19 protein-coding genes are annotated in these 22,480 nt (G+C 51.8%); 11 read left to right on the top strand and 8 right to left on the bottom strand.

Annotated elements, in window-relative coordinates:
- The first annotated feature begins 26 nt into the window (after nt 1–26).
- Nucleotides 27–251 (top strand): hypothetical protein, encoded by a 225-nt coding sequence (locus tag LRS56_06025; GenBank protein ID WDU64067.1) that lies wholly within the window; start codon nt 27–29, stop codon nt 249–251.
- Between the two features lie 198 nt (nt 252–449).
- Here LRS56_06025 and LRS56_06020 read toward each other — a convergent pair whose 3' ends face one another.
- From LRS56_06020 to LRS56_06000, 5 genes are all read right to left on the bottom strand, one after another.
- A complete protein-coding gene (locus LRS56_06020; GenBank protein WDU64066.1) occupies nt 450–815 on the bottom strand; it encodes a cupin domain-containing protein in 366 nt (121 codons plus the stop codon).
- A 12-nt stretch (nt 816–827) separates the two neighbouring features.
- Complete coding sequence (locus LRS56_06015; protein WDU64065.1) at nt 828–1,469, bottom strand: FAD-binding oxidoreductase; 642 nt, start codon at nt 1,467–1,469, stop codon at nt 828–830.
- On the bottom strand, nt 1,457–2,062 hold the full coding sequence (locus LRS56_06010) for an FAD-dependent oxidoreductase (protein WDU64064.1): 606 nt from the start codon (nt 2,060–2,062) through the stop codon (nt 1,457–1,459). The genes LRS56_06015 and LRS56_06010 overlap by 13 nt, the downstream gene beginning before the upstream one ends.
- A gap of 684 nt (nt 2,063–2,746) precedes the next feature.
- Entirely contained in the window at nt 2,747–3,994 is a 1,248-nt protein-coding gene (locus LRS56_06005) for a serine hydrolase (GenBank protein ID WDU64063.1), read from the bottom strand.
- Nucleotides 3,995–4,201: 207 nt separating this feature from the next.
- Nucleotides 4,202–5,305 carry a polyamine ABC transporter substrate-binding protein gene (locus tag LRS56_06000; GenBank protein ID WDU64062.1) on the bottom strand — a complete coding sequence of 368 codons (1,104 nt, stop codon included), beginning with the start codon at nt 5,303–5,305 and terminating at the stop codon, nt 4,202–4,204.
- A gap of 419 nt (nt 5,306–5,724) precedes the next feature.
- Here LRS56_06000 and LRS56_05995 point away from each other — a divergent pair, with 419 nt between their 5' ends.
- Nucleotides 5,725–6,324: a TetR/AcrR family transcriptional regulator gene (locus LRS56_05995; protein ID WDU64061.1), complete on the top strand. Its 600-nt coding sequence runs from the start codon at nt 5,725–5,727 to the stop codon at nt 6,322–6,324.
- A gap of 751 nt (nt 6,325–7,075) precedes the next feature.
- Complete coding sequence (locus tag LRS56_05990; protein WDU64060.1) at nt 7,076–8,077, top strand: helix-turn-helix domain-containing protein; 1,002 nt, start codon at nt 7,076–7,078, stop codon at nt 8,075–8,077.
- Between the two features lie 307 nt (nt 8,078–8,384).
- On the opposite strand, the gene LRS56_05985 is transcribed toward LRS56_05990, so the two are convergent.
- From LRS56_05985 to LRS56_05975, 3 genes are all read right to left on the bottom strand, one after another.
- Complete coding sequence (locus LRS56_05985) at nt 8,385–9,839, bottom strand: serine hydrolase (GenBank protein WDU64059.1); 1,455 nt, start codon at nt 9,837–9,839, stop codon at nt 8,385–8,387.
- Nucleotides 9,840–10,148: 309 nt separating this feature from the next.
- Nucleotides 10,149–11,510, bottom strand: coding sequence for a DUF1329 domain-containing protein (locus LRS56_05980; GenBank protein ID WDU64058.1), 1,362 nt, complete (start codon nt 11,508–11,510; stop codon nt 10,149–10,151).
- A gap of 11 nt (nt 11,511–11,521) precedes the next feature.
- The gene (locus LRS56_05975) at nt 11,522–13,318 is read right to left on the bottom strand and encodes a DUF1302 domain-containing protein (GenBank protein WDU64057.1); all 1,797 of its coding nucleotides are present in this window, start codon (nt 13,316–13,318) and stop codon (nt 11,522–11,524) included.
- 822 nt (nt 13,319–14,140) lie between these two features.
- On the opposite strand from LRS56_05975, the gene LRS56_05970 reads away from it, so the two are divergent.
- From LRS56_05970 to LRS56_05935, 8 genes are all read left to right on the top strand, one after another.
- On the top strand, nt 14,141–15,247 hold the full coding sequence (locus tag LRS56_05970; GenBank protein ID WDU65698.1) for an alginate lyase family protein: 1,107 nt from the start codon (nt 14,141–14,143) through the stop codon (nt 15,245–15,247).
- 756 nt (nt 15,248–16,003) lie between these two features.
- The gene (locus LRS56_05965; GenBank protein ID WDU64056.1) at nt 16,004–16,933 is read left to right on the top strand and encodes a VOC family protein; all 930 of its coding nucleotides are present in this window, start codon (nt 16,004–16,006) and stop codon (nt 16,931–16,933) included.
- Nucleotides 16,930–17,775: an alpha/beta hydrolase gene (locus tag LRS56_05960; GenBank protein WDU64055.1), complete on the top strand. Its 846-nt coding sequence runs from the start codon at nt 16,930–16,932 to the stop codon at nt 17,773–17,775. The genes LRS56_05965 and LRS56_05960 overlap by 4 nt, the downstream gene beginning before the upstream one ends.
- Nucleotides 17,768–18,586, top strand: a complete 819-nt coding sequence (locus LRS56_05955) for a fumarylacetoacetate hydrolase family protein (protein WDU64054.1) — start codon at nt 17,768–17,770, stop codon at nt 18,584–18,586. Before LRS56_05960 ends, LRS56_05955 begins: the two co-directional genes overlap by 8 nt.
- A complete protein-coding gene (locus tag LRS56_05950; GenBank protein WDU64053.1) occupies nt 18,586–19,521 on the top strand; it encodes an acetaldehyde dehydrogenase (acetylating) in 936 nt (311 codons plus the stop codon). The genes LRS56_05955 and LRS56_05950 overlap by 1 nt, the downstream gene beginning before the upstream one ends.
- Nucleotides 19,521–20,573 carry a 4-hydroxy-2-oxovalerate aldolase gene (gene dmpG, locus LRS56_05945; protein WDU64052.1) on the top strand — a complete coding sequence of 351 codons (1,053 nt, stop codon included), beginning with the start codon at nt 19,521–19,523 and terminating at the stop codon, nt 20,571–20,573. The genes LRS56_05950 and dmpG overlap by 1 nt, the downstream gene beginning before the upstream one ends.
- Before the next feature lie 66 nt (nt 20,574–20,639).
- On the top strand, nt 20,640–20,960 hold the full coding sequence (locus LRS56_05940; GenBank protein WDU64051.1) for an FAD-dependent monooxygenase: 321 nt from the start codon (nt 20,640–20,642) through the stop codon (nt 20,958–20,960).
- A gap of 37 nt (nt 20,961–20,997) precedes the next feature.
- Nucleotides 20,998–22,476: an FAD-dependent monooxygenase gene (locus tag LRS56_05935; GenBank protein WDU64050.1), complete on the top strand. Its 1,479-nt coding sequence runs from the start codon at nt 20,998–21,000 to the stop codon at nt 22,474–22,476.
- Nucleotides 22,477–22,480 lie beyond the last annotated feature (4 nt).

Here is a 22,480-nt window from a genome sequence, read left to right as displayed (position 1 = left end):
TCCGGATAACGTGTACTCTGGACAGCTTGTTCCTACAGCCGGCAACGCTTAAAGAATGCCAGCTGTTCATCCATCACGGCTGCAACAACCGGTTTTGTGAGGCTCTGTATTTCGACTTGCCGCCGCTGATCATTCCTTATTGCTGGGACGGCCATGACAATGCTGCCCGCGCCGGGGAAGTCGGTGTTGGCCGCTACTTGTCACGCTTTGCCAACCCATTTGCCGCACTGCTTGCTGCCCTCGAACAATGATTGGACGATCATTCAATGAAACAACGCCTTGAGACGCTCAGCAAAAATATGTAGTCCCCCTCCGTGGGGTCGAGATTGCCGCACGGGCGACCATGTCGCTGCATGCCGTGCACACCGAACATCCTTCATTGCTTCCCCTGGGACGATGTGTCCAGAGCATTCCGGACGAGCTGGAAATGAAAGCGCGTAATTGAGGCCTTAAGTCTTGAGCATCATGAACACCTTGCGCACCTCGGTAAGGTTTTCCCAAGTGCCTTTGAAGCCGGCGGCGACCACAAACGTAGCACCCGCACTGAACTCCTGGCTGACACCATTGCTGTCGGTCAGCCGCACACGGCCCTCAAGCAAATGGCAGAGTTCGTCGTAGTCACATTCGCATCGTTCAACGTGCTCCGGCGCCTCCCAGATGCCTGCTACGGCGCTTTGTTGCGTAGACGAAAAGTGCCGCCAACTGCGGCTGAGGTACGGGAAGTCGGCCAGTTCCGGGTCGCTGATATGCAGTTCGACAGCCGACAAATCAGGATTGGCAAAATCGACGACGTGCTCAGGTTTATTAATGATCATGCTCACTCCATATCAAGAATCAAAGCCGATACCCAAGGCATCAAAACCTTTCAGCAACCAGTTGCGGTGCCCAGTAAGATCCTCAAGCGCCAGCGATCGCTGCGCTAGCGAAACGCCCACATAACGCAAGGGTTCGGGAGGAAACGGAAAAGGTGCCGTCGAGGTCATTGCCAATTTCGTGCGTTCGGTGGCTTTTCCCTCGAGCAAGTCGAGCATGGTCAACGCCGCAAAACGGCTGGCCGACACTCCCTGTCCGGTAAAACCCTGGGCGTAGGCAACACGCCCGCCAGATGAAGTCCCGCAGAACATCGTGGTGCGCGCGGAAGTATCGATGATGCCGCCCCAGGCATGACTGAACATGACATCGGCCAACGAAGGAAAGGCCGCTTGAAATTGTCGAGCAAGCGTCACAAAGCTTTCTGGACGCTGCGTCAACGCCTCATCGCGCTGGCTGCCAAAGTGGTAAATGGCGTCGTACCCCCCCCAAAGGATCCGGTTATCCTGGGTTTTGCGCAGGTAGTGAAACTGATTGCCACTGTCGGCAACTCCATAACGTCCAACCCAGCCGATGGCACTCAGTTGAGCATCATCAAGGGGCTGAGTCGCCAACGCGTAATCATAAATGGGAATGACTTTGGACTTCAGCCCCCCCAACAGGGGGGCGCGATGTTGGTGCCGAGTGCGACCTTGGCGGCGTTGACAATACCTAGTCCGGCGACCAGTACCTGATGACTTCCGTCTTCATGCAAGGCGGTAACCGGGGAGTGCTCGAACAGCTGCACACCTTGTGCCAGGCAGACACGTCGCAACTCCGAGACCATCTTGACCGGATTCAGCAACGCATAATTGGGCTCAAAAACCCCAGCGATATAAACCGGTGAGTCGAGGCGCGACTTCAGTGCCTCACCCTGAAGAAATTCACAGGCAATACCGAAGCGCGCGTAGTTGCGCTGTAGCGCCCCCAACTGCTCGACCTGCCAGGGCTGGCTTGCAACACTCAACTTTCCACAGAGTTCAAACTCCACTTCCATGCCATGGCGCTGCAGATCCTCCTCAAATGCAACCAGATTTTCCCGGCCCAATCGTACCAACTGCTCAGCCTCCTTGGGCCAACGTGTCAATGCATTGGAAACACCGTGGGAAATACTTGGTGCGCAGAATCCGCCATTCCGTCCGCTTGCCGCGTCGCCACACTGCCCAGCTTCGAGCACAACGATGGATGCGTCAGGCCAGCGTTGGCGCGCCATTAACGCCGTCCATAGACCAACAAAACCGCCGCCCACAATCGCAATATCACACGTAACTTCACCCGTGAGCCTCGGAGCGAGGGGATTCGGCGTACGCGCGTCCCGCCATACCGGATAAGGCCGGGTGCCAGCCAAGGAGTGATTCGCTGTGTGAAGTGTCATACAGTAATGCTCCGCAAATAGATAAACCGACGTTAAAGCAATAGCCAGCACTTCCGCCGATACAACTAGCGCCCCCCCCCAACTGGCGGGGGGCGAAAATCAAATCTTCCAACCTACTCTAGGCTCTGACAAGGTATGAGCCATAGAGCGTGTTATGCCAACCTACCGACTATGCCTTCGAGCAAACAATTTAATGGAGTTGCAGTGCGCTACCCCCAAGCATGGGTACAAGCGTGATCTAGATAACCTAATAATAATGAAGCTGCGGTACCCACCTGCGATTAATAGCCAGCCCACAATAGGAGAATTCTGTACAGTGCAGTGAAACACATAGGCACTCATAACGCTCAACATGGCATTCCGCCAGAATTCACGTCATAAATCGTGCAACTCCGCACGCGATCATTGACGGCAGAAACTCTATAAACGCCAACAGCAGTGAATACACGAAAAATTTATTCCACTTACTCGAACATGAATAACTACTAACAAAATCAGTTATCTGCAATCAGAACTATTGGCTCAAGACAAGTTTTCGGCCAATACCTTTAACATCACCACTGTGTCCGAATACAGAGGCGACTCTGCAGTTGGCGAAGATGATTGCTTCACAATCACCACGCCGCTTGGCCGATGGATATAAACAATCTGCCCATGGATCCCCACTGCCATGATTGACTGTCCAGAGTAAACATACCAGTGGCTCTTGTAAGACGCGCCGGGCGTCCAAGAAGAATAACTTTCATTGAGGGCGTAGTGCTCTGGATCGCCGCCTTCAAACAGTCGATCAACTGCGCTGGGTGAAAAAAGTTGCCTGCCTTCCCACTCACCTCGTTGTGAAACCATTATTGCGAATCGAGCCATATCCCGAAGTGTTGCGTTAAATCCTCCGCCAGAGCAAGCTCGGCCATGCGCATCATTGACAAAATACGCATCCCGCTCACACCCGAGCTGCGACCAAACGACTTCCACGAGTTTAGAGATGGATTGGCCAGCCGCTCGTTCAACAATCCAGGCAACGACTTCGGTACATGCCGTAACGTATTCAAAGCGCATTCCATGCGAACCATGCTTGCGCAATTTTTTTAGATAATCGCAGATATTGTCAGGGTAGTCACTGCCTTCAGGTTGCTGCCATAGACCACTGGCGTATCCAAACTGAGCAGTAATTCCAGTTGGATCGTCATACTCTTCATAACAATCAATTCCAACTGTCATATTCAACACTTGACGAACAGTAGCATCGCCAAACGCACTGCCGATTAGTTCTGGAATATACTTAATCACCAGCAAATTCTCATCAATAATATCTTTAGTGATGAGGTCTTCTGCGATCAAACCCACAAGGGACTTCGTCACGGAAAACATGATGTGTCGATCATTCGGCTGGTAACCATCAAAATAGCACTCATAGACACTTTTAGCATCTTTCAACACAATAAAGCCGTCGGTATATGTCGACTTCAAATGTTCTTGCACTGAAACCTCTCTACCGCACTTGCTTTTAAATAAAACCCCCGACAAATCTTGAGGCGCGCTAATTAGAGGCCGAACAGGAACATCGCCTCGCCCCACCGTAATGCTCCGAGTCAATTGCTCAAGGCGTTTGAAGCCCCATCGATTATTTGGGGCGACCATATAATTACGATGAGTCACGAGATTTTTTTCGGCCGGCGGACATCCGACCATCAATTTATTTTGTTCGACATATAAATCACGACTTTTTTTTGCATCCAAATAAGCTTCATTGACACTTTTCTTATCATACATAGAGATACCTTTTACGCTCCACCAATCAGGAAGCATCAATGTTAATCATCCAAAATAATGCAATATCAAATTGAGCAAGCACACACTCAAAACCAAAATTTCAAACCTGATGAATTTCGGCACCGAACATGCGGAACGCCAGGTACCGAAGTCGATCACTAAAATACAAGAAGCACATCATGAGAACAATCAAACAAGCATCAATATTCAATCACCCGACTTTACAGTATTCCAGTAACGTGTCGTCATACGCTCCGCACCGAACGGCCGTACATTATGGAAAAACAACTTTCCACGCTTGTCCTCTGGAATGAATAGCGCCTCATCCGCCAATCGGGCTGCGTCGATCATTCCTTTTGATGCTAAATTAGCGTTGGGATAGCCAATAGCATTAGAGATCTGAGCAATGATCTCCGGGCGCTGTATGTAATCAATAAATTTATATGCAGCCTCGACATGTTTTGCTCCCTTAGGAATCACCATGTCGTCCGTCCACGCCAGCGCGCCTTCATCAGGCATCATTAGCTTAATTTGTACCTTGCTATTATTATTTGACTGTGCCATGTCCCGCGCCACCGCAATCCCGCCGGAGTAACCTACGACAACACATATATCTCCATTAGCAAGATCTTGCAGCCAACGTGCCGAATGGAAATATGTGATATTAGGGCGCGTTTTGGTTAGTAAATCACGTGCTTTTTCTAAGCTTGGCTGATCAGCCGCATTTGGATCGAGTCCCAAATAGTTAAGAGCGATAGGAAAAACTTCGGTCGGGGAGTCGATAAACGCCACGCCACAACTTTTGATCTTACTGGCATACTTTGGATCAAATACCAGCGACCACGAGTTCGGAATAGGAACCCCATTTAAAGCAGCGTCCACCTTTTCCTTATTATAGCCAATTAACGTTGTGCCCCACAAATAAGGAACACCATGCGCATTACTAGGATCAGTGATCGCCAGATTTTTGAGAAAATCAGGATCAAGGTTTTTCCAATTCGACAACTTAGAGTGATCAATCGGCAATATCGCACCCGCCTTAACCAATCCAGGCAGTCTTTCATGGGATGGAAATGCCACGTCATAACCTGAGTTCCCAGTGAGCAGCTTTGCCTCTAGTGTTTCAACCGTGTCAAAAACGTCATAGGTGACGCTAATACCCGTCTCCTTTTCAAATCCCTCTATAACGTTTTTTGGCAAATATTCGGTCCAATTGTAAATGGATAGCTTATCGTCAGCCGCATAGCTGGTGAGCGTTACACAAGCCGTAACTACAAATACAAGGGTAGAAAGATTGGTTAACTTTTTCATCCGACACGCCCAATTATTGTGTTTTCGTTAAGGCAGAGACCGTGATTGCGTACATTTCGGCGTCTGTCGCACCGTCTATTTATTTGTAAAACCACCCAGCATTGCAAACTCCTTTACTAGATCGTTCTCCTTGCTTCAAAACGAACATCATTAACGACATGCTCACTTTGATACAACTCTATTAATAGAGTCAACTCCAAAAATAAAATAAAAATATCTTATTAAAAATCATATAGTTATGAGAGAGACGACCTATCCGCAACGGAAAAAAATCCTTAAATATGCTGTCCCGGTGTGCAGCCGAGGTACGCCACCTCGCGCCCCCCCCTGCGAGCGCCTCCTAAGATTTACTGCCAAAATTCACGTTTTTCAGCGTAGCTGATAGAATTGGCATATGAGTCAACAATCGGAAGGTATTCATGGCTGGACTTAGAGAGCAGCAGAAAGAGAATCGTCGCTTGGCAATATGCTCTTCAGCGATTAAGCTTTTTGCATCCCGCGGTTATGCGGGCACTACAGTTGGGGCAATTGCTTCAGATGCAAAAGTATCTCCTGCCACTGTATTTAATTATTTCAAAACAAAAAAAGATATTATCCTTGGGGTTATTGACGCGGCCGACCAACAGGCATTTATCCAAATTGGAAATAAAAAGTCTCAGTGGAAAGATGCAGTAGCTGCGCTGGTTGAGGTTGATCGCTTAATTACGATCTATGAATGCAAAGTTTTACCGGTTAGCGTATGGAGGGAAGTACTTCCAGCATGGAGCGTGGCCCCTCCAATCCAACTCGTAACTCTCAATCAGAAAATAATAGAACTGATTATTGAGGTTCTAATATCCCTTCGAGAAAAAAACCTTATAAATCAAAAAGCCGATCTTCTTTTCGTTGCCACCTTCCTTAATTCTTATGCCAACTCGAGGTTCAGATGGGAAATACAGTCCGGTGATTTTTGCATTGATTCACACGTAATGCACATGAACGACGCGATAACGATGTTGATTTACGGAATACGTCAATAAAATATATGTGCTAATTTTTAATCCTCTGACAGGACCCATCAGCTGATCTGCATATAGCGACAAGTGTATCACTAATCTACAACGTCGCCTATGTTCGCTATTTCGAAACAATTCAAACTGCGAATATGTGTCATGCATTGATTGAAATAGAGATCAGGCGGCTAGCTTGGCAAACTCTGCGTTGTGGCTGGTATCCTGACGATCAGTATGAGCTATGCGAATAAGTCAGATGACCTTTTCGCTCAATGGCTTATAAATTCGAGAGCGAATGCTTCGTCGTTGCATCGGTGCCGACCTCACAGACCTAGGCTAATTGCATATTTGTGCACGTATCAAGCGGATACCTCAAGCTGGCTGAAAGATAATACATCTTATTTGAAACCTATACCTTGCCAGCGCATGACCATAGAGGAGCGCGACAGACAGATGGCCAGCGCCGTACTCTTTCGATACACCAGTTGTCATGAGAATATTCCAGCTCAGTCCTAGCATCGGCTGCTGTCAGTCAACCAGGCTTCCTAACAAATACATCCGTGAACACCTTCCATGCCGCGGCACACATTAAATTTCGCTACTACGCGCATCGGGCGGGGGCTGCGTTTGGTAATGGTGCGTGGGCTTTGCACCACATGTGGAACTAGCGCATCACCTTTGGCCCCTGTTGCAAAGTCAGAGGCTTGATGTGCAGTATGGATCCCGAGCGCTTAGGACCGTTAGACGCCCCTCCCCGCTATTCTAATAAGGAACTCCGATGCAGTCGACATTTTTGGCTTTCGATTTTGAGTGGAGTCCGATACAAAACTATCTTAATGATAGAGGCATTGATGTTCCGCATTCGATACTCGCCGGCTTAGCCAGCGATCAGCTCCCCAGCCATGCAGTCTATGACTGGGTGGTGCGGAACCACTCAGCAGTTATTGACGGTTTGCAGTTGGGTGAGTACTACCGGGTCTCTGACTATGGTATCGCAGGGCTTGCACTGCTGAGCGCCGATACATTTTCAGATGCGTTAAAAGTTGCCAGGGCATACATGTCGTTATTCAACCCCGACATTACCGGCATTCGTATTGATCCGGGCAATGCTCAAGGCGAGCTTAGAATAGCAACAAGCCCTATCACCAACCCAGGATGGAGCATTGAGCAGTGCCAGTTTCACGCGAATGTTCTCGCGTCTGCGGCTTATCATTTGTTCTGCTCTGTCATGGGGCACCCTCCTAAGGGGTTAGCATTGACATTACCGGCAGGACTGAAAGACACGCACCCCTATGAAGAGTACTTCAAAGCCCCAGTTCGTACCTACGGTAGCGATATCGTCTACAACCTCCCAGCCAATATACTCGACCTGGCAATACCAACAGCTAACCCTTCTGTATTCCAATCGGCTCTTGGTCAGGCCAGTGACAACTTCAATAAACTATTCGACAGAGAAATCGGCGGCATCCGCCGACGAGTGATCGCTCTGTTAGCGTCTCTGCCGGAGCGGTATCCATCGATACAGCAAACAGCTCAATACCTCAGATTGACAGAGCGGACGCTACGCAGGAGACTTACAGAAGAAGGTAGTAGCTATCGAGAAATATTAGATGAGGCGCGCCTCCAGCGCGCTCAAGAACTGCTGAGGCGATCTCAGCTATCTACCGAGCAGGTCGCTGAGCTACTAGGTTACTCAGACGCATCAAGCTTACGACAGGCATTTCGGCGCTGGACCGGGGTCAGCGTCAATGAATACCGCCAATGCAATCGCGATACCTAGACTTACCCAGTACTTGAACTCGTGCCGCCCACTCATTTGTATAAGCCTTAAACGGCCAAATATCTTTTTCCAACCACATAAAGAGCGAAGAGAGGCGCCCCTCTGTTTCTACCATTAATCGCGTCCATTCGATACTTTGTTACACGGATTTATTCCAGTCAGCAGCGCTTCTACACATCTATTGAATACGTCTGCGGAATTTCTTATCTAAGTCATTTAGACCGGATCTCGAAGGGAGTCTACTTACATCGGGTGACCTATTGCAGGAAAAAGCGACGACGTTAACACGTCGCCGCCTATTCGATGCTTAGTGCAGAGATTTAATGACAGCGTTCAGGAAAACGGCCTGTTCGTTGTAGGGGTTCTCAACAGTAAACTGCGGGTCCGATTGGTCACAACACCGAGGGTCAGGTTTGTCCCAAGTAGACCATTGGACCACGACAAGGTGTTCAGATTGATTGATGGCAATAAACTGACCGTAGATACCGACCGCCGAGAACGTCCAATCTGAAATTGAGGCCGGTTGCCCCTGTACTGGCGGCCGAGATTGAACCGGAACCGATCCACCCGATGCGTCGGAATTTTGCAAAGGCGCGCCAATATCGACATAAATAGGGTCGGCTACATTGGTACCGCCAACAAGCGAATCATCGTAAGCCGGGCTGAACCACCACATATAACCGTACATCCCGTTATCCGCGTAATGAGGCAGGGCTGATGCAGCAGTCCATGTTGTGGAATCACGTATCCAATTTTGCGGAAGAACGTGGGTGCCGTTCGACAACACGCCATTGTTAAGAACAAATAGCCCTAACCGGCCAAAGTCTCTCAACGTGGCATTAAATCCGCTCCCGCCGCTGGTTACTCCATTTGAAGACCACCAGTTGCCATCTGCTTCCATACCGTAGGGTTGCCATATCTTTTCCCCTAAATACTTGGCCAAGCTCATCTGTGTAGCCCGCTGAACTATCAGGCCGGTCAGAAATGCGTCACCGGTGTTATATTGAAACCTCACCCCAGGAGCGATCGGTTTTCCGGTATCTCTGTCCACGACTCTTTTCACGGTTTTCATCAAACTGACGATGCAACTCCCGGGATCTGCTTGAGTCACGCAGCCCAGCATCTTAGAGAGATCAGATTTGGGATCAAGCTCATTTTCATTCCATTCCACTCCAGACGCCATATGCAACATATCGCGCAACTTGACCCCCTCATAAGCAGTGCCCGCCAGCTCAGGGATGTAAGCGACTACCTCATCGTCCAGACTAGAAATATAGCCGTCCTTTAGGGCGATCCCCATCAAGAGGGAGGTTACTGACTTTGATACAGACTTACCATCCCATAAACTTTCATTGCTAAGCCCATCCGCATACTTCTCCAATACAACCTTACCGTCCTTTATCACCATCAGCGCGGCAGCTTTGTTATTCTTTATATAATCATCAACGTTGTTAGTTCGCGGCGCCCCATCAGCCTTTACGCCGTACTGATAAGATAAAGATCCTAAACGACTTACCACAGAGGGATCAGCTTTCGGCAAAGCAGATGGTGTTTTGCCTTTTAAGATCGGTTCAGTGCTGAATAGTTTTGCACTATTGCTAAAACCAATGATTTTTTCCTGCATAGTCCAGGAAAAAAGTTTTTGGGGGTCCGGCAACACAACACTATCTTTGCTATCAACCGCAAAAACATGATGTGAGGTTAACACTACTGCAGCAATGCCTCCGGACAAAAAAAACTTGCGCCATGCTAATTTATTCATAAGCCCTCTTCATTTTGTTAGTTTTTTCAAAGAAAGTAGTTTTTACGCTTACCCCAAACTCTCGAGAGCCCCCCTAGTCAACAAAAAACTATATTTCAAGCTAAGGACCTATCTGGACGACCATATATACCTAGCCCTCCACATTTAACTCGCCAACAAAAATATTAAAATTGACCTAACTGCCTCTGAACCTATGGTTTTTTTTGAGCTGTGTTTATTCAGACAGTGACCCTCATATTTTCCGCAAGAGGATTAACTCTGTTCAACGAGACGATTGAATATTTAAAGACTACGTCGACTTACTACTACTCAGTTCACGCCCATACGACGTAGGTTAGCGGGCTGCCAATAGCTATCAGGCGGCGGTGTAACATTGAAGACGCGGGGCGCTTTTTCTAGACTACGCAGGCCTAAGGCGCTGTATTCCCTTTTTATCAGATCGTGGTAAACGATCATCTCAGTTGTCAGTGTAGGAACCTCGTAGGCTTGCTTCGTATAGGCAAAGTTTACTCGCCAGAGTTGGCCATGACTGTCATAACTTTCAGCCATGAGAATGCCCCAACTGTCTTCGTCAAGATAGAAGCGTCGCTTGGCATAAACATGACGTTCTCCTGACTTTAGAGTAGCTTCCACAACCCAGACTCGATGCATTTCCCAGCGAGTAAGATCGGGGTTTATATGACCTTTTTGCAAAATCTGCTCATGCGGCGTTCCGGGCTTTCCAAGACGATAATTATTATAAGGCACGTACAGTGCACGACGGCCTACCAATGTCCAATCAAAGCGGTTGGGAGCACCGTTGAACATATCCGCGTCATCGCTAACGTAGCCATCAACCGGATTGTCATAAGCCACTGTTGGTGCTCGCCGAACACGGCGCTGGCCAGGAAAATAGTTCCACGCCAATCGTGGCTCTACTGTCTGATCAATCGTTTCATGAACAAGCAGTAGCTCTCCCGCAGAACGCGAGGGAGGCAGTACTTGATTCATATAAAAAAATAGTATGTTTTCCAAATTGTCTGCGTTCTTACTTAAGTCGTAATAGTTGAACAGCAGTTGATTTTCCTCTCTGAGGCTGGAGACGCTGCCGTCGGATCGCACCGAAGCAGAGGTCGACGTCTCTTCGAAGTAACGGCCTTGCCAACGTGCAATGTGATTCCAGATTGCTTCCAGCCCGCTCTGCGGAATAGGGAAAGGGATGCCACCGTAGGCATGAATCATCCCATTTCCGCCTGGATTCAAATCGGCATTCAAAGCATTTCGAACAGTGTTCGTATAAATCTCATCAGGCGCAGCGAAGCTCCGCTCAGTGGGGTAGACAGGTAAACGAAATGTCTCTGGATAAGCAGCGAACATCGCCCGCACCCCCTCACTGAGGTGTTCGGCATAGGCTTTCTGGTTCTTAGCATCGATGACTAAGACAGCCCGTTGATTTGGGTAGGGGTCGACCTCGAAGTGACCGGCCCCCTCGTAGCCACTAGGTGCCTTACGCAGTCCGCCAGTCCACTCTGAAATTCCAAGACCAGGGTCGCCCGCACGAATGGCGCCGAATGGGGTTAGATCTGTAGAAAGACGATTAGCCTGCTCCGCCGGCACCTTCGCCTGCGCACTCAGAGATATGATTGCACCTAGTAGGACGCCTGCTAAATGGCCATTGCTTGGAAGCTTCATGGTAATACCTGTTAGAAGGAGTAGGAAACATTCAGGGCGACATTGTCACGGTCAATCAAAGGGTTATTTTTTCGAGCACCCCAGAATGCTGTGTAACTCAATTTTCCGCTAAGGCTTGAGCCGTATCGGGCTCCTAGTTCCAACACCGAAGACTTTCGGCCCTCGATGAAGTTTTCGCTTATGGCGGGCGAGGTGCCTTTTACATCCTGCCGAAACGTTAAGCCGGGAAGAAGATCAACGCCGGTGAACACCTTTTTGAGGGTACCGGTGAGACTCAGCGTGTAACCCCACGAAAGCGGTGACAAATAGGCGTAATTGACGGTATCTGTTAGATGCCCCGGTATGTAGTTACTGGCCACTTCCCCCAAGAAAAAGAAGTCGTCCAGCCCAAGCGTTGGGCCGAACGCATGCACGGCGGACATAGAACTTGTGAACATCTCTCCGCGCTTATATAAGTCAATGGGTTGGGAGCCAACCGTGCCGAATTTTCCAAGGTCTACTGGAGCCTCGCTAGCGCCGCCTCTTAGCAAAGCTCCAGTAATCAGTTGCTGAAACTCCCACGTCATAGACGGCTCTATTGGCGCATTCGGGCGATAGGTAAGTTCAAGAGCGACGTTGGTATCACCCACATTGCCTGACGCGGTGAAACCAAATAGATGAATATCTTCTGGATAAACTAAATTATATGAGGTGTTGTCGAGCATCGCTAAACCGTCCACCAACGGCACAGACGCAGGGTTTGATGCCGCAGTTAAAGCGCAAAGATCTGAGAAGCGCCCGCCACCGCCGCCGCTGCATCCATATGACGCGCCTGGATGTATCGAGATAAATGGAACTTTGCTGTGATAGTTAATGTAGTAGAGACCGAATTCGGTGTTATTTAACTCCTCCGCACTGTAGCGGAGCACAAAACCAAACTGTCCAGCGCCACGGGCATCATGTTCACCAGCATAACGCGCCCCCGCGACCACTCCATCAACACCATTAACACCAGGGACCAGTGAAGCAGGAACACCCACTCCTCCCAGTTGTCCACGCAGATCGGCAATTAGCCCATTTGTCCCTTTACCAAAGATGTCCGTGTCGGAGAAGAACCCACCGGTCGGTATTACCTGGTTTGCACGCCACTCCAAACCATAGAACCCCTCCCAACTAAAACTATCGCTTAGTCCCATCTGAACTGACAGCATGTTACTTGGGAGCAAAGCTTCTTTAAGGCTTGCTGAGGGCAACACAATACGGCCTACATCAACCGGATTTACAATATTTAGCCCTTCACCATAGTAAATACCCTCCCCCCAATTTATAACTTGCCTACCCAATCGAACAGTGACTGGCAACTCGTTGTATTCAAAACTGCCGTATACAAAAGCATCAAGGACCCTTGCACCATGCCCGAGACTATCGCGCAGCCCTGATGGAAATTTTTCGTCGCTGTCGGTATTGCGCAGCGCATTATTGCCACCGCTAGGAGGGTGATCCATCAATTGCGTGTCATACCAAGCACTGCCCCGCATAAAAAAGCCCAAATTATCGCGCTTGAGGCTCAACTCCGAAGTTACTTTATACTCACTTGAAATCAACCCGCGCTTATAGTACTCACTGCCATCATTTGCGTTGGCAAAAATATTTTGACCGTCCCGTACAATTCTCTGCGCTTTCGCTGTCCGATACATCTGCGAGTAGTCGATGACACTATCAAATGACGCATCCACCCCTTCAAATGGAGTATCTAGTTGAAGCGCTGAAACCTCATGCGGGGCAATTAAAAGCCCCCAAGACAACAGTATTGAGGCGGTCTTTTTCATTTTTATGCCTGCCTATCTAGCAATGTGCTGGTAGCAGAATATGAACAGAGTTTTGTTATTCTCTCTAGAATATTAACGGACAAAAAACGGTGAAAATCGGCCAGCACATGACTTAACACGCAACAGAAACCAGCCAGAAAAAATTGCATCAACAAAGAATGGAAAATCACCATTTTTTCTATAAGAACCTGACCTATAGTCAGGTTGCGCTGGACACCAATCGATGCACCTACAGAGCGCAGCAGATCAAATAAATCTATTGTCTAAGCACTTTCGAGCAAGGAGTAGTTCACTGATATCTTCATTGCGGCTCACCCCTACAAACTTATTAAATAACACCTTGCACAAATACGCCCAACGTGAAATAAAAATACAATCCTATAAAAACTACTCACCTTAATAAATCTGGACAACATTCACTGCTCGTCCGAAGGCAAATAGCCTATTCCTGGTTTTCCGATCCCCCTCACCCACGACAACATCGTGCTCAATGAGGGCACTTTCACCTTTGAGGGGGCATGTAAAGGGGTTCGGCTTTAACTGAGCAGGCAAATGTTCAATTAGCAGTGGTCCCGTCAGCGGTCTGATGCTCAAAGTAGCCGACCGGTGTGACATCGAAGGCCCCGCCTGATTGCAGCCAGGCTCTTGTGAGCGTAAAAACGGTGCTGCCTGACACGCCTATCTGGCCCACGGCATACCAATGACGTCCGACGTCGTACAGACAGCCACTTTTCGGAGTTGAAGACATTGACCTTCTCATTCAATGGCATTCGCCGTTTCATAGGCACATCAGCGTTGATCTTCTTGTGTACGCCGTCTGTCATGGCCAGCACATTCCTTCATCCGGGCACTCTTCACACCCAGGAAGATTTCGACCGGATGAAGGCTAAAGTCTCACGACACCTGCAGCCTTGGACTGACGGGTGGGACATGCTGGTCAAGAACCCTCATGCGTCGTTGAACTGGACTCCACGCACTCAGCGCGTGATTTATCGAGGTTATAACGGCACTGACAAGGAGAACTATTCCCTGCTTTTCAACGATGCCGCCGCAGCCTACGCGCTTGCGCTTCGCTGGAAAATAAGTGGTGATGCGGCCTACGCTGACAAGGCTGTCGCCATTCTGGATGTATGGTCCAAAACACTGACTCGCATTGATGGAACACCCGATAAATTCCTCGCCTCCGGCATTTACGGTTATCAGTTGGCTAATGCTGCGGAAATCATGCGCGCATACAAACCGTGGCCTACTCAGGATTTCAACCGTTTCAAACGCCTGATGCTCGATGTGTTTTATCCAATGAACCACGACTTCCTCGCGAACCACAATGGGGCAAAAATTGATCACTATTGGGCCAACTGGGACCTGGCTAACATGGACTCGATGATCGCCATCGGTATCCTGACGGATCGCCGAGATATCTACGATGAGGCCGTCGAGTACTTCAAGCATGGCAGAGGCAATGGTGCCATCGATCACGTTGTGTGGAAGATCTATTCTGACGGTCTTGGCCAGACGCAGGAGAGCGGGCGTGACCAGGGACACAACACGCTAAATGCCGCGGAACTGGGCGCATTCTGCCAAATGGCATGGAACCAGGGCGATGATCTATTTGGCTACCAGGATAACCGTGTCCTGCATGGCATGGAGTACATTGCGAAGTACAACCTGGGACAGGACGTGCCTTACACGCCTTACAGCAACAGCGACGTCACCCAGGATGTCATTTCAAACAACGGTCGCGGCGATACTCGCCCCGTCTGGGAGCTTCTCTACAACCACTACGTGGTGCTTAAAGGACTCGATGCGCCGTATATCAGCGCATTCGCTAAAAAGATAAGACCAGAAGGGGGCGGTGGTGACTACGGACCTAATAGCGGTGGATTTGATCAACTGGGTTACGGCACGCTGACCTATACACTGAAATAGAAATCTCAAAGGTTTCACAGCAGTACCCGAACAATCGGGACAGTTAAATAGAAAGCTCCGGATTTATCGAAGGCAGACGATTGAAGACGTCACCGGGAGCAACTGCACTCCCCGCCCCCCATGGCGTATTGTGAACAGGACTGTCCTTGGTTGGGCCCGAACCAATCAGGAGTTTCGCACCCGGTGTGCCCGAAAGCAGTCGCCATCAAGCGCTGTATTTCTCCATTTGATGGCGGACCACATCGGGTTGAAAAATCAGCAGATGCAAAGCAAAACCCAGTTGCAATTTCCGTTTGAGTTCCGCAAGGCACATACATACGGACTTCACGAACGCGTGAGTATTGCGTTCGTGCTGAATGGGCTGACTGCAAGCCATTTAAACGTGCAATTCAAGGCAACGACACCAGTGCGTTCGCCGCAAGCTTTCAGCAACGGGCCTGGAATCTGATCGGTGTACTGAGTTATCCGCAGGCTGGTCAGATCCTCGCGAAATCGCCCCTGCCCGCCAATAACTGTTACCTACGTGCGTGAGCTGATTCGTTACCCTGGGAGGGTCATACCTATGGCCTCGATTGAGCACGAGGCTACCGTCTACGACCGGCTCGCAGCCGCCCCCCTTAAAACACACGATTGATCAATAACTGCGGCAATCCAGCCAATGACCGCAAAAGATCGCGAGCGCAGACTTCTCCAACACGCCGTCAAGCAAGGCGGCTCAGTGGCATACAAGAATAATGACTCGTGAGAGGAGCTGCCATGTCGGGCATCGATACCCTGGGCTACATCGGATTTACTGCGCGTGATCTGGCTGCCTGGAAACGCTTCGCCCCAGAAGTACTGGGCCTGCAAATTGGCCAAGAATTGGAGGACGGTACGCTCATACTACGCGCCGATCTTCATCAACGGCGCATCATCATTCACCCTGGCGAACGTGACGATATCGCTTATGTCGGCTGGGAGTGTCGCTGTCAAGAAGATCTGGACAAGGTCCGAGTTTCGCTGCGCGCTGCCAAGGTGCCCTTCGAAGAGGTTTCCAGCGAGGTGGCCCGCGCGTTGGCCGTGCAAGAAATGATTCGTTTCCGCGACGTTGACGGCGTACTCATTGAGGCGCATTACGGGCCGACTCTACTTGCCAACCAGCCCTTTATATCACCTGTCGGCGCACGTCCTTTCCTGACTAACGAACAAGGCCTGGGGCATCTGGTCCTATCGACAGGGCAATACGGCGAGCAAATTAATTTCTACCAGAGCGTGCTGGGCTTCAAGCGCACCGACTCCCTGATGATCAGTGGTCTCAGTCGCGAAGCGATGTTCATGCGAGTCAACCAACGTCATCACTCCTTGGCTATCGTCGACCTGCCTCCAACTAACGGCCTACGCCTTCACCATATCTTATTGGAAATGAACTCATTGGATGAGGTGGGCTTCGCCTACAGCCGCGCTCGTGCGGCAGGTGCTCACATTCTCATAGACCTCGGTCGGCATGTGAATGACAACATGTTCTCCTTCTATGTCATGACGCCTTCCGGCTGGTCAGTGGAAATCGGCTGGGGAGGCATTCAAATCGATGATGAGACCTGGCATGTGACTCATTACCCGACCAATAGCAGTTGGGGCCACGAATTTCATATGCCGCCATCCTTGGGCGTCGCCCAATCCCCATCAAAAACCGGAGCGCACGCATGACGATCCATACTGCCGAAAGCACCTCTCGTTTCATTGAAGTCATGGGAATCAATATTCACTACCACGACACCGATGTCGGTGATCGCATCCTGGTGATGCTGCACGGAGGAGGCCCGGGCGCGTCCGCCTGGAGCAACTATCGGACAAATTTGCCTGTGCTGGCCGCCAAGTATCGGGTCATTGCTTTCGATGCGCCGCACTATGGCGACTCGGACAAGCCAATGAGTGCCTATCAGGACACCGACTACTATGCGGATGTCTTCGCACAGGCACTCGATCAATTGGGGGTGAAGGCTGCTGATTTCGTCGGTAACTCCATGGGCGGTACCATATCCCTGACGCTGGCGATGAAGTGGCCAGGCCTGGTACAGAAACTTGTACTGATGGGGCCTGGCGGCTCACCCACAATGTTTACGCCCATGATGACGGAAGGCATTAAAATCCTCGGTGCGTTCTACCAAGACGAAGGTCCTACGCGCGACAAACTGGAAGCCGCCATACGCATCATGGTATACGACCAGTCGATGGTAACTCCGGAACTGATCGACGCACGCTTCAAGGCTGCGACCCACCCAGACCTGCTGAGAAAACGGGAATGGAAAGGGCATCCGATGCTCAATCTGTGGAAGCGCCTGGTGGGCTCGCCGCTCGAAAAACGTACGCTCCTGATCTACGGCAAAGAAGATCGGGTGATCCCATGGGACAGTAGCCTTCTTCTAATGCGCTTGCTCCCAAATGCCAGTCTGCACGTGTTTCCACGTTGCGGTCACTGGGCACAACTCGAGAAAGCCGATGAGTTCAACACTCTGGTGGCTGGCTTCTTGGAGCAACCTCATGAGTGACGTTCTCTCGACTGCTCGTGCGACTCCGGTTACCTCACATCAGGATCTTGCCCTTCGACTGCGGCAGGCGTATGAGCACGGTACCGTAAAGCCTTTGCGTGATGGGCTGGACCCCACCGATGCAACAGGTGCCTACGCTGTGCAGGCCATCAATACCCTTCACTGGGTGCAGCAGGGGCGACGCATTGTCGGTCGCAAGGTGGGTCTTACAGCCGTGGCGGTCCAAGCTCAGTTCAACGTCAATCAACCCGACTTTGGGGTATTGTTCGAAGACATGCGGATAGCGGACGGTGGAGTCTTGGCCCCTTCGTCAATGTTGCAGCCTCGGGCCGAAGCGGAAGTGGCGCTCGTCCTATCACAGGACATCACCAGCCCGACCGCTACTGTGCAAGACATTATTGCCGCAACCAGTCACGCAGTTGCAGCAATCGAGATCGTCGATAGTCGTATCGCCGACTGGAACATCACATTCGCCGACACCGTAGCCGATAACGGCTCCTCTGCACGCTTCGTTCTGGGCAAGGAAACGCGCGCTCTGGAGGGGCTTGACCTCTATACCTGCGGCATGGTTCTGGAGGTCAATGGTTCTATCGCCTCAGTGGGGGCTGGAGCGGCTTGCCTTGAGCATCCGTTAAAGGCCGCCGCCTGGCTGGCTCGTACGCTCGCGATCGCCGGCGAGCCCTTGCGCGCAGGCGATATCGTCCTTACCGGCGCGCTTGGGCCGATGGTCACACTCAAACCGGGTGACCGGGTCGAAGCGAAGATCGGTGGGCTGGGCGCAGTTTCATTCACCTATTGGGAGGCACGCTGATGAGCATCGTCAATGTAGCGATCATTGGTTCGGGCAACATCGGGACGGATCTCATGATCAAAATCCTGCGCCAGTCGAAGATACTTAAAATGGCTGCACTGGTGGGTATCGACCCGGACTCTGAAGGATTGCGCCGCGCGCAGCGGCTCGGTGTCACCACAACACATGAGGGCATAGAAGGGTTGCAGCAACTCGCGGTATGGCCGCAAATAGGTATCGTGTTCGATGCAACGTCTGCAGGTGCACATCGTCACCACAGCGAAGTCGTGACAAGCGCCGGCAAAGTCATGATTGACCTTACACCAGCAGCTGTTGGGCCTTATGTCGTCCCGGTGGTCAACGGTACCGCACACTTGGCCTCCCCTAACGTCAACATGGTGACCTGCGGCGGGCAAGCGACCATCCCAGTGGTGGCCGCTGTGTCCGCCGTTGCAACTGTGCACTATGCCGAAATCGTCGCCTCCATTGCATCGAAAAGCGCCGGCCCCGGCACACGTGCAAACATCGACGAATTCACTGAAACCACCAGTCGCGCGATTGAGGTGGTGGGCGGCGCGGCCCGGGGCAAGGCAATCATCGTCCTAAATCCAGCCGAACCCGCCATGTTGATGCGTGACACAGTGATCACTCTGTCCAGCGGGGCCAGTGAAGAACTTATCGAAGCTTCCATTGTGGCAATGGTGAATAAAGTGAACGGCTACGTGCCGGGCTATCGCCTTAAGCAAAAGGTTCAGTTCGAACGAATCGGCCCTGACGCGCTCGCGTGCATTCCGGGCCTGGGACGCTTTGAAGGGCTCAAGACCACGGTGTTTCTGGAAGTCGAGGGTGCCGCGCACTACCTGCCTGCCTATGCGGGCAATCTGGACATCATGACGTCGGCCGCCCTGCGAACAGCCGAGCAGATCGCGGCAACCCGCACAGAGGAGGCCGCGTGATGCGCTTCGACCCTACCCAGACCAAGCTGTATATCCAGGACGTGACCCTGCGGGACGGCATGCACGCCATTCGCCATCGGTATTCGCTCGACCAAGTCCGTGCCATCGCTCGCGCGCTTGATCAAGCGCGTGTCGATGCTATTGAGGTTTCACATGGTGACGGCCTGAATGGCTCCTCCTTCAATTACGGCTTCGGGGCCCACACGGATTGGGAGTGGATCGAGGCTGTCGCTGATGTACTCAATCATGCCGTGTTAACGACGTTGCTGATTCCCGGCATCGGAACCATAGAGAACCTGCACCAAGCCCATCGGCTGGGGGTACGTTCGGTTCGCGTTGCCACCCACTGCACGGAAGCCGATATCTCGAAACAGCACATCGCGGCGGCGCGGGATCTTGGGATGGACGTTTCAGGTTTTCTAATGATGAGTCACATGGTCGAGCCTGACGCGCTTGCCGCGCAGGCGAAACTGATGGAGGACTATGGTGCGCACTGCGTCTACGTGACCGACTCCGGGGGAGCGCTGGATATGGACGGGTACCGGGCACGTTTGGAAGCCTACGATCGTGTCCTGCGACCCGAGACGCAGCGGGGTATTCATGCGCATCACAACTTGTCCCTGGCTGTAGCCAACTCCATCGTTGGGGTTCAATGCGGTGCAGTACGTGTCGACGCTAGTCTCGCTGGCATGGGAGCTGGCGCGGGTAACGCGCCGCTCGAGGTATTCATCGCGGCAGCCGAGCGCAAGGGCTGGAACCATGGTACCGACCTGTACCGCTTGATGGATGCCGCAGAGGAATTGGTTCGTCCGCTGCAGGACCGTCCAGTTCGGGTCGATCGCGAAACGCTAAGCCTGGGATTCGCTGGAGTCTACTCCTCGTTCCTGCGGCACGCTGAAAAAGCGAGCGTCGATCATGGTGTCGATGTCCGCGCGATTCTAGTCGAACTGGGTCGCCGCCGGATGGTGGGTGGCCAGGAAGATATGATCATCGACGTGGCTCTTGATTTGGCGAAAGCCTCGTCTTTGGAAGCTAGCGTCCTGCCAACCTGATTAGTCGCACTTACTCTTTCGATAAGTCCCGTCCCTGGGAATAAAACAATAAATAGGAGATCGGTGATGAAAAACATGACCGTGAAGCTGCCGTATGACCTTCGCACCCCCGTATTGATCGCCGGCGCAGGCCCCGCCGGGCTGACCCACTCACTCGCGCTCAGCCGTTACGGCGTACCACATATTCTGTTGGAGATGTTTCCGGGTTCCGCGCATACGCCACGGGCTCACATCACTAACCAGCGAACCATGGAAATTTTCCGTGACCTTGGTATAGAAGAGGCAATCAAGGCCAAGGCGACGCCCGCAGACAAGATGTGGAGCAATGCTTGGATTACGACTATGGCTGGGCAAGAGATCTTTCGATCCGAGGCCTGGGGGGGATGAACACGCAGCTCGATACCGTCAGGCCAGCCCCTGTGGTATGTGCAACATTTCCCAGCACATCATGGAGCCGATTCTTGTCGATGCGATCGAGACTGCAGGCGTAGCGGACTTACGTTTCGGTCATCAGCTCGAGTCTTTCGTACAGGACGAGCAAGGGGTCAGTGCGGTTGTACGAGAAGTTCAGAGCGGAGCAAGTTATACGATACGCGCCGACTACCTGATTGGGGCAGACGGCGCTCGCAGTAGAATCGCACAACAGTTGGCCCTGCCGTTCGAAGGGCATATGGGTAGCGGAGGCGATACAGGTATCGGCGAGGTCGTCTATGTCTGGATCAAGGCAGACCTGTCTCGTTACTGCGCGCATCGACCTGGCACCATGTACTGGGCAACTGATCCTCACCACGGCGCAACTTTCGTCAATGTGCTGCCTTGGGATGAATGGGTCGCCGGGTGGAATCTACTTCCGGGTGAAGTGTATGACCCCAGTCCGGAGGCCCTGCGTCGGCGCGTCGCCGCGGCCATTGGTGACAGTACCATCGACATTACCATCAAGAGCGTCTCGCGCTGGGCGCTCAACCGGATGTGGGCGACCCGCTATGGAGAAGGCCGTGTCTGGTGCATGGGCGATGCGGTTCATCGACACCCGCCGATGAATGGCCTGGGGTCGAATACTTCTGTCGCGGATGGCTACAACCTTGCGTGGAAGCTAAAACTGATGCTCGAAGGCAAGGCCGGCCCCGAGCTATTGCAAAGTTATGAAATCGAACGTCAACCGGTTGGCGAATACATTGTCAATCGCGCCTGGGATTCGGCCGTCGGTTTCTTTGGACGGTTCTATCCCGAGTTCCTGGGTATCAACCCGGCTGCCACATCGGAGCAGGTCCAGCAGGCGTTGTTGCTGCTGAAAGAAGACAGCCCAGAGGGTGAATTTCGACGCGCCAGCTTCGAGAAATTCAAGCACGAGGTGCTCGACCCTGCCTTCAATGCACTGGGCGTGGAGATGGGATATCGCTATCGATCAGGAGCACGCGTTGATGACGGTACCCCTGAACCAGTGGTGTATGGACACCAGGATGTCGCATTCGAGGCGACGACCTGGCCAGGCGCTCGTCTCCCTCATGCTTGGCTCGAACGGGGGTTGCGGCGAATTTCAACCCTGGACCTGGTAGGACGAGGCCAGTTTGTCTTGCTGACCGGGCGAGGTGGAACCGATTGGTTCGAGGCAGCACGGGAGGCAGAGCGCATCACCGGCGTGCGGGTAGAGGTCTGCTTGATAGATACCCGCTTTGGGACGGTGCGTGATCCGCTAGGGCAGTGGGCGCAGGCACGTGGAACCCGGGCTGATGGCTGCGTACTGGTTCGTCCAGATGGGCACGTGGCTTGGCGCGCAGAGAGCGTGGCGGCCGCTGGTGAGCTGTCGTCAGTAATGACACAGGTGCTAGGTGTGCCGGAGACTAAATCGGTTGCACACCCTTCATTGGAGGCCAGCGAGCTGTCGCTGGCTTTGCACGGTTAAGCGT

This window comes from Pseudomonas poae (assembly GCA_028869255.1).
Classification (GTDB): Bacteria; Pseudomonadota; Gammaproteobacteria; order Pseudomonadales; family Pseudomonadaceae; genus Aquipseudomonas; species Aquipseudomonas poae_C.
Note: the sequence above shows the minus strand (reverse complement) of the source record. Positions and strands in the feature narration are given on the sequence as shown.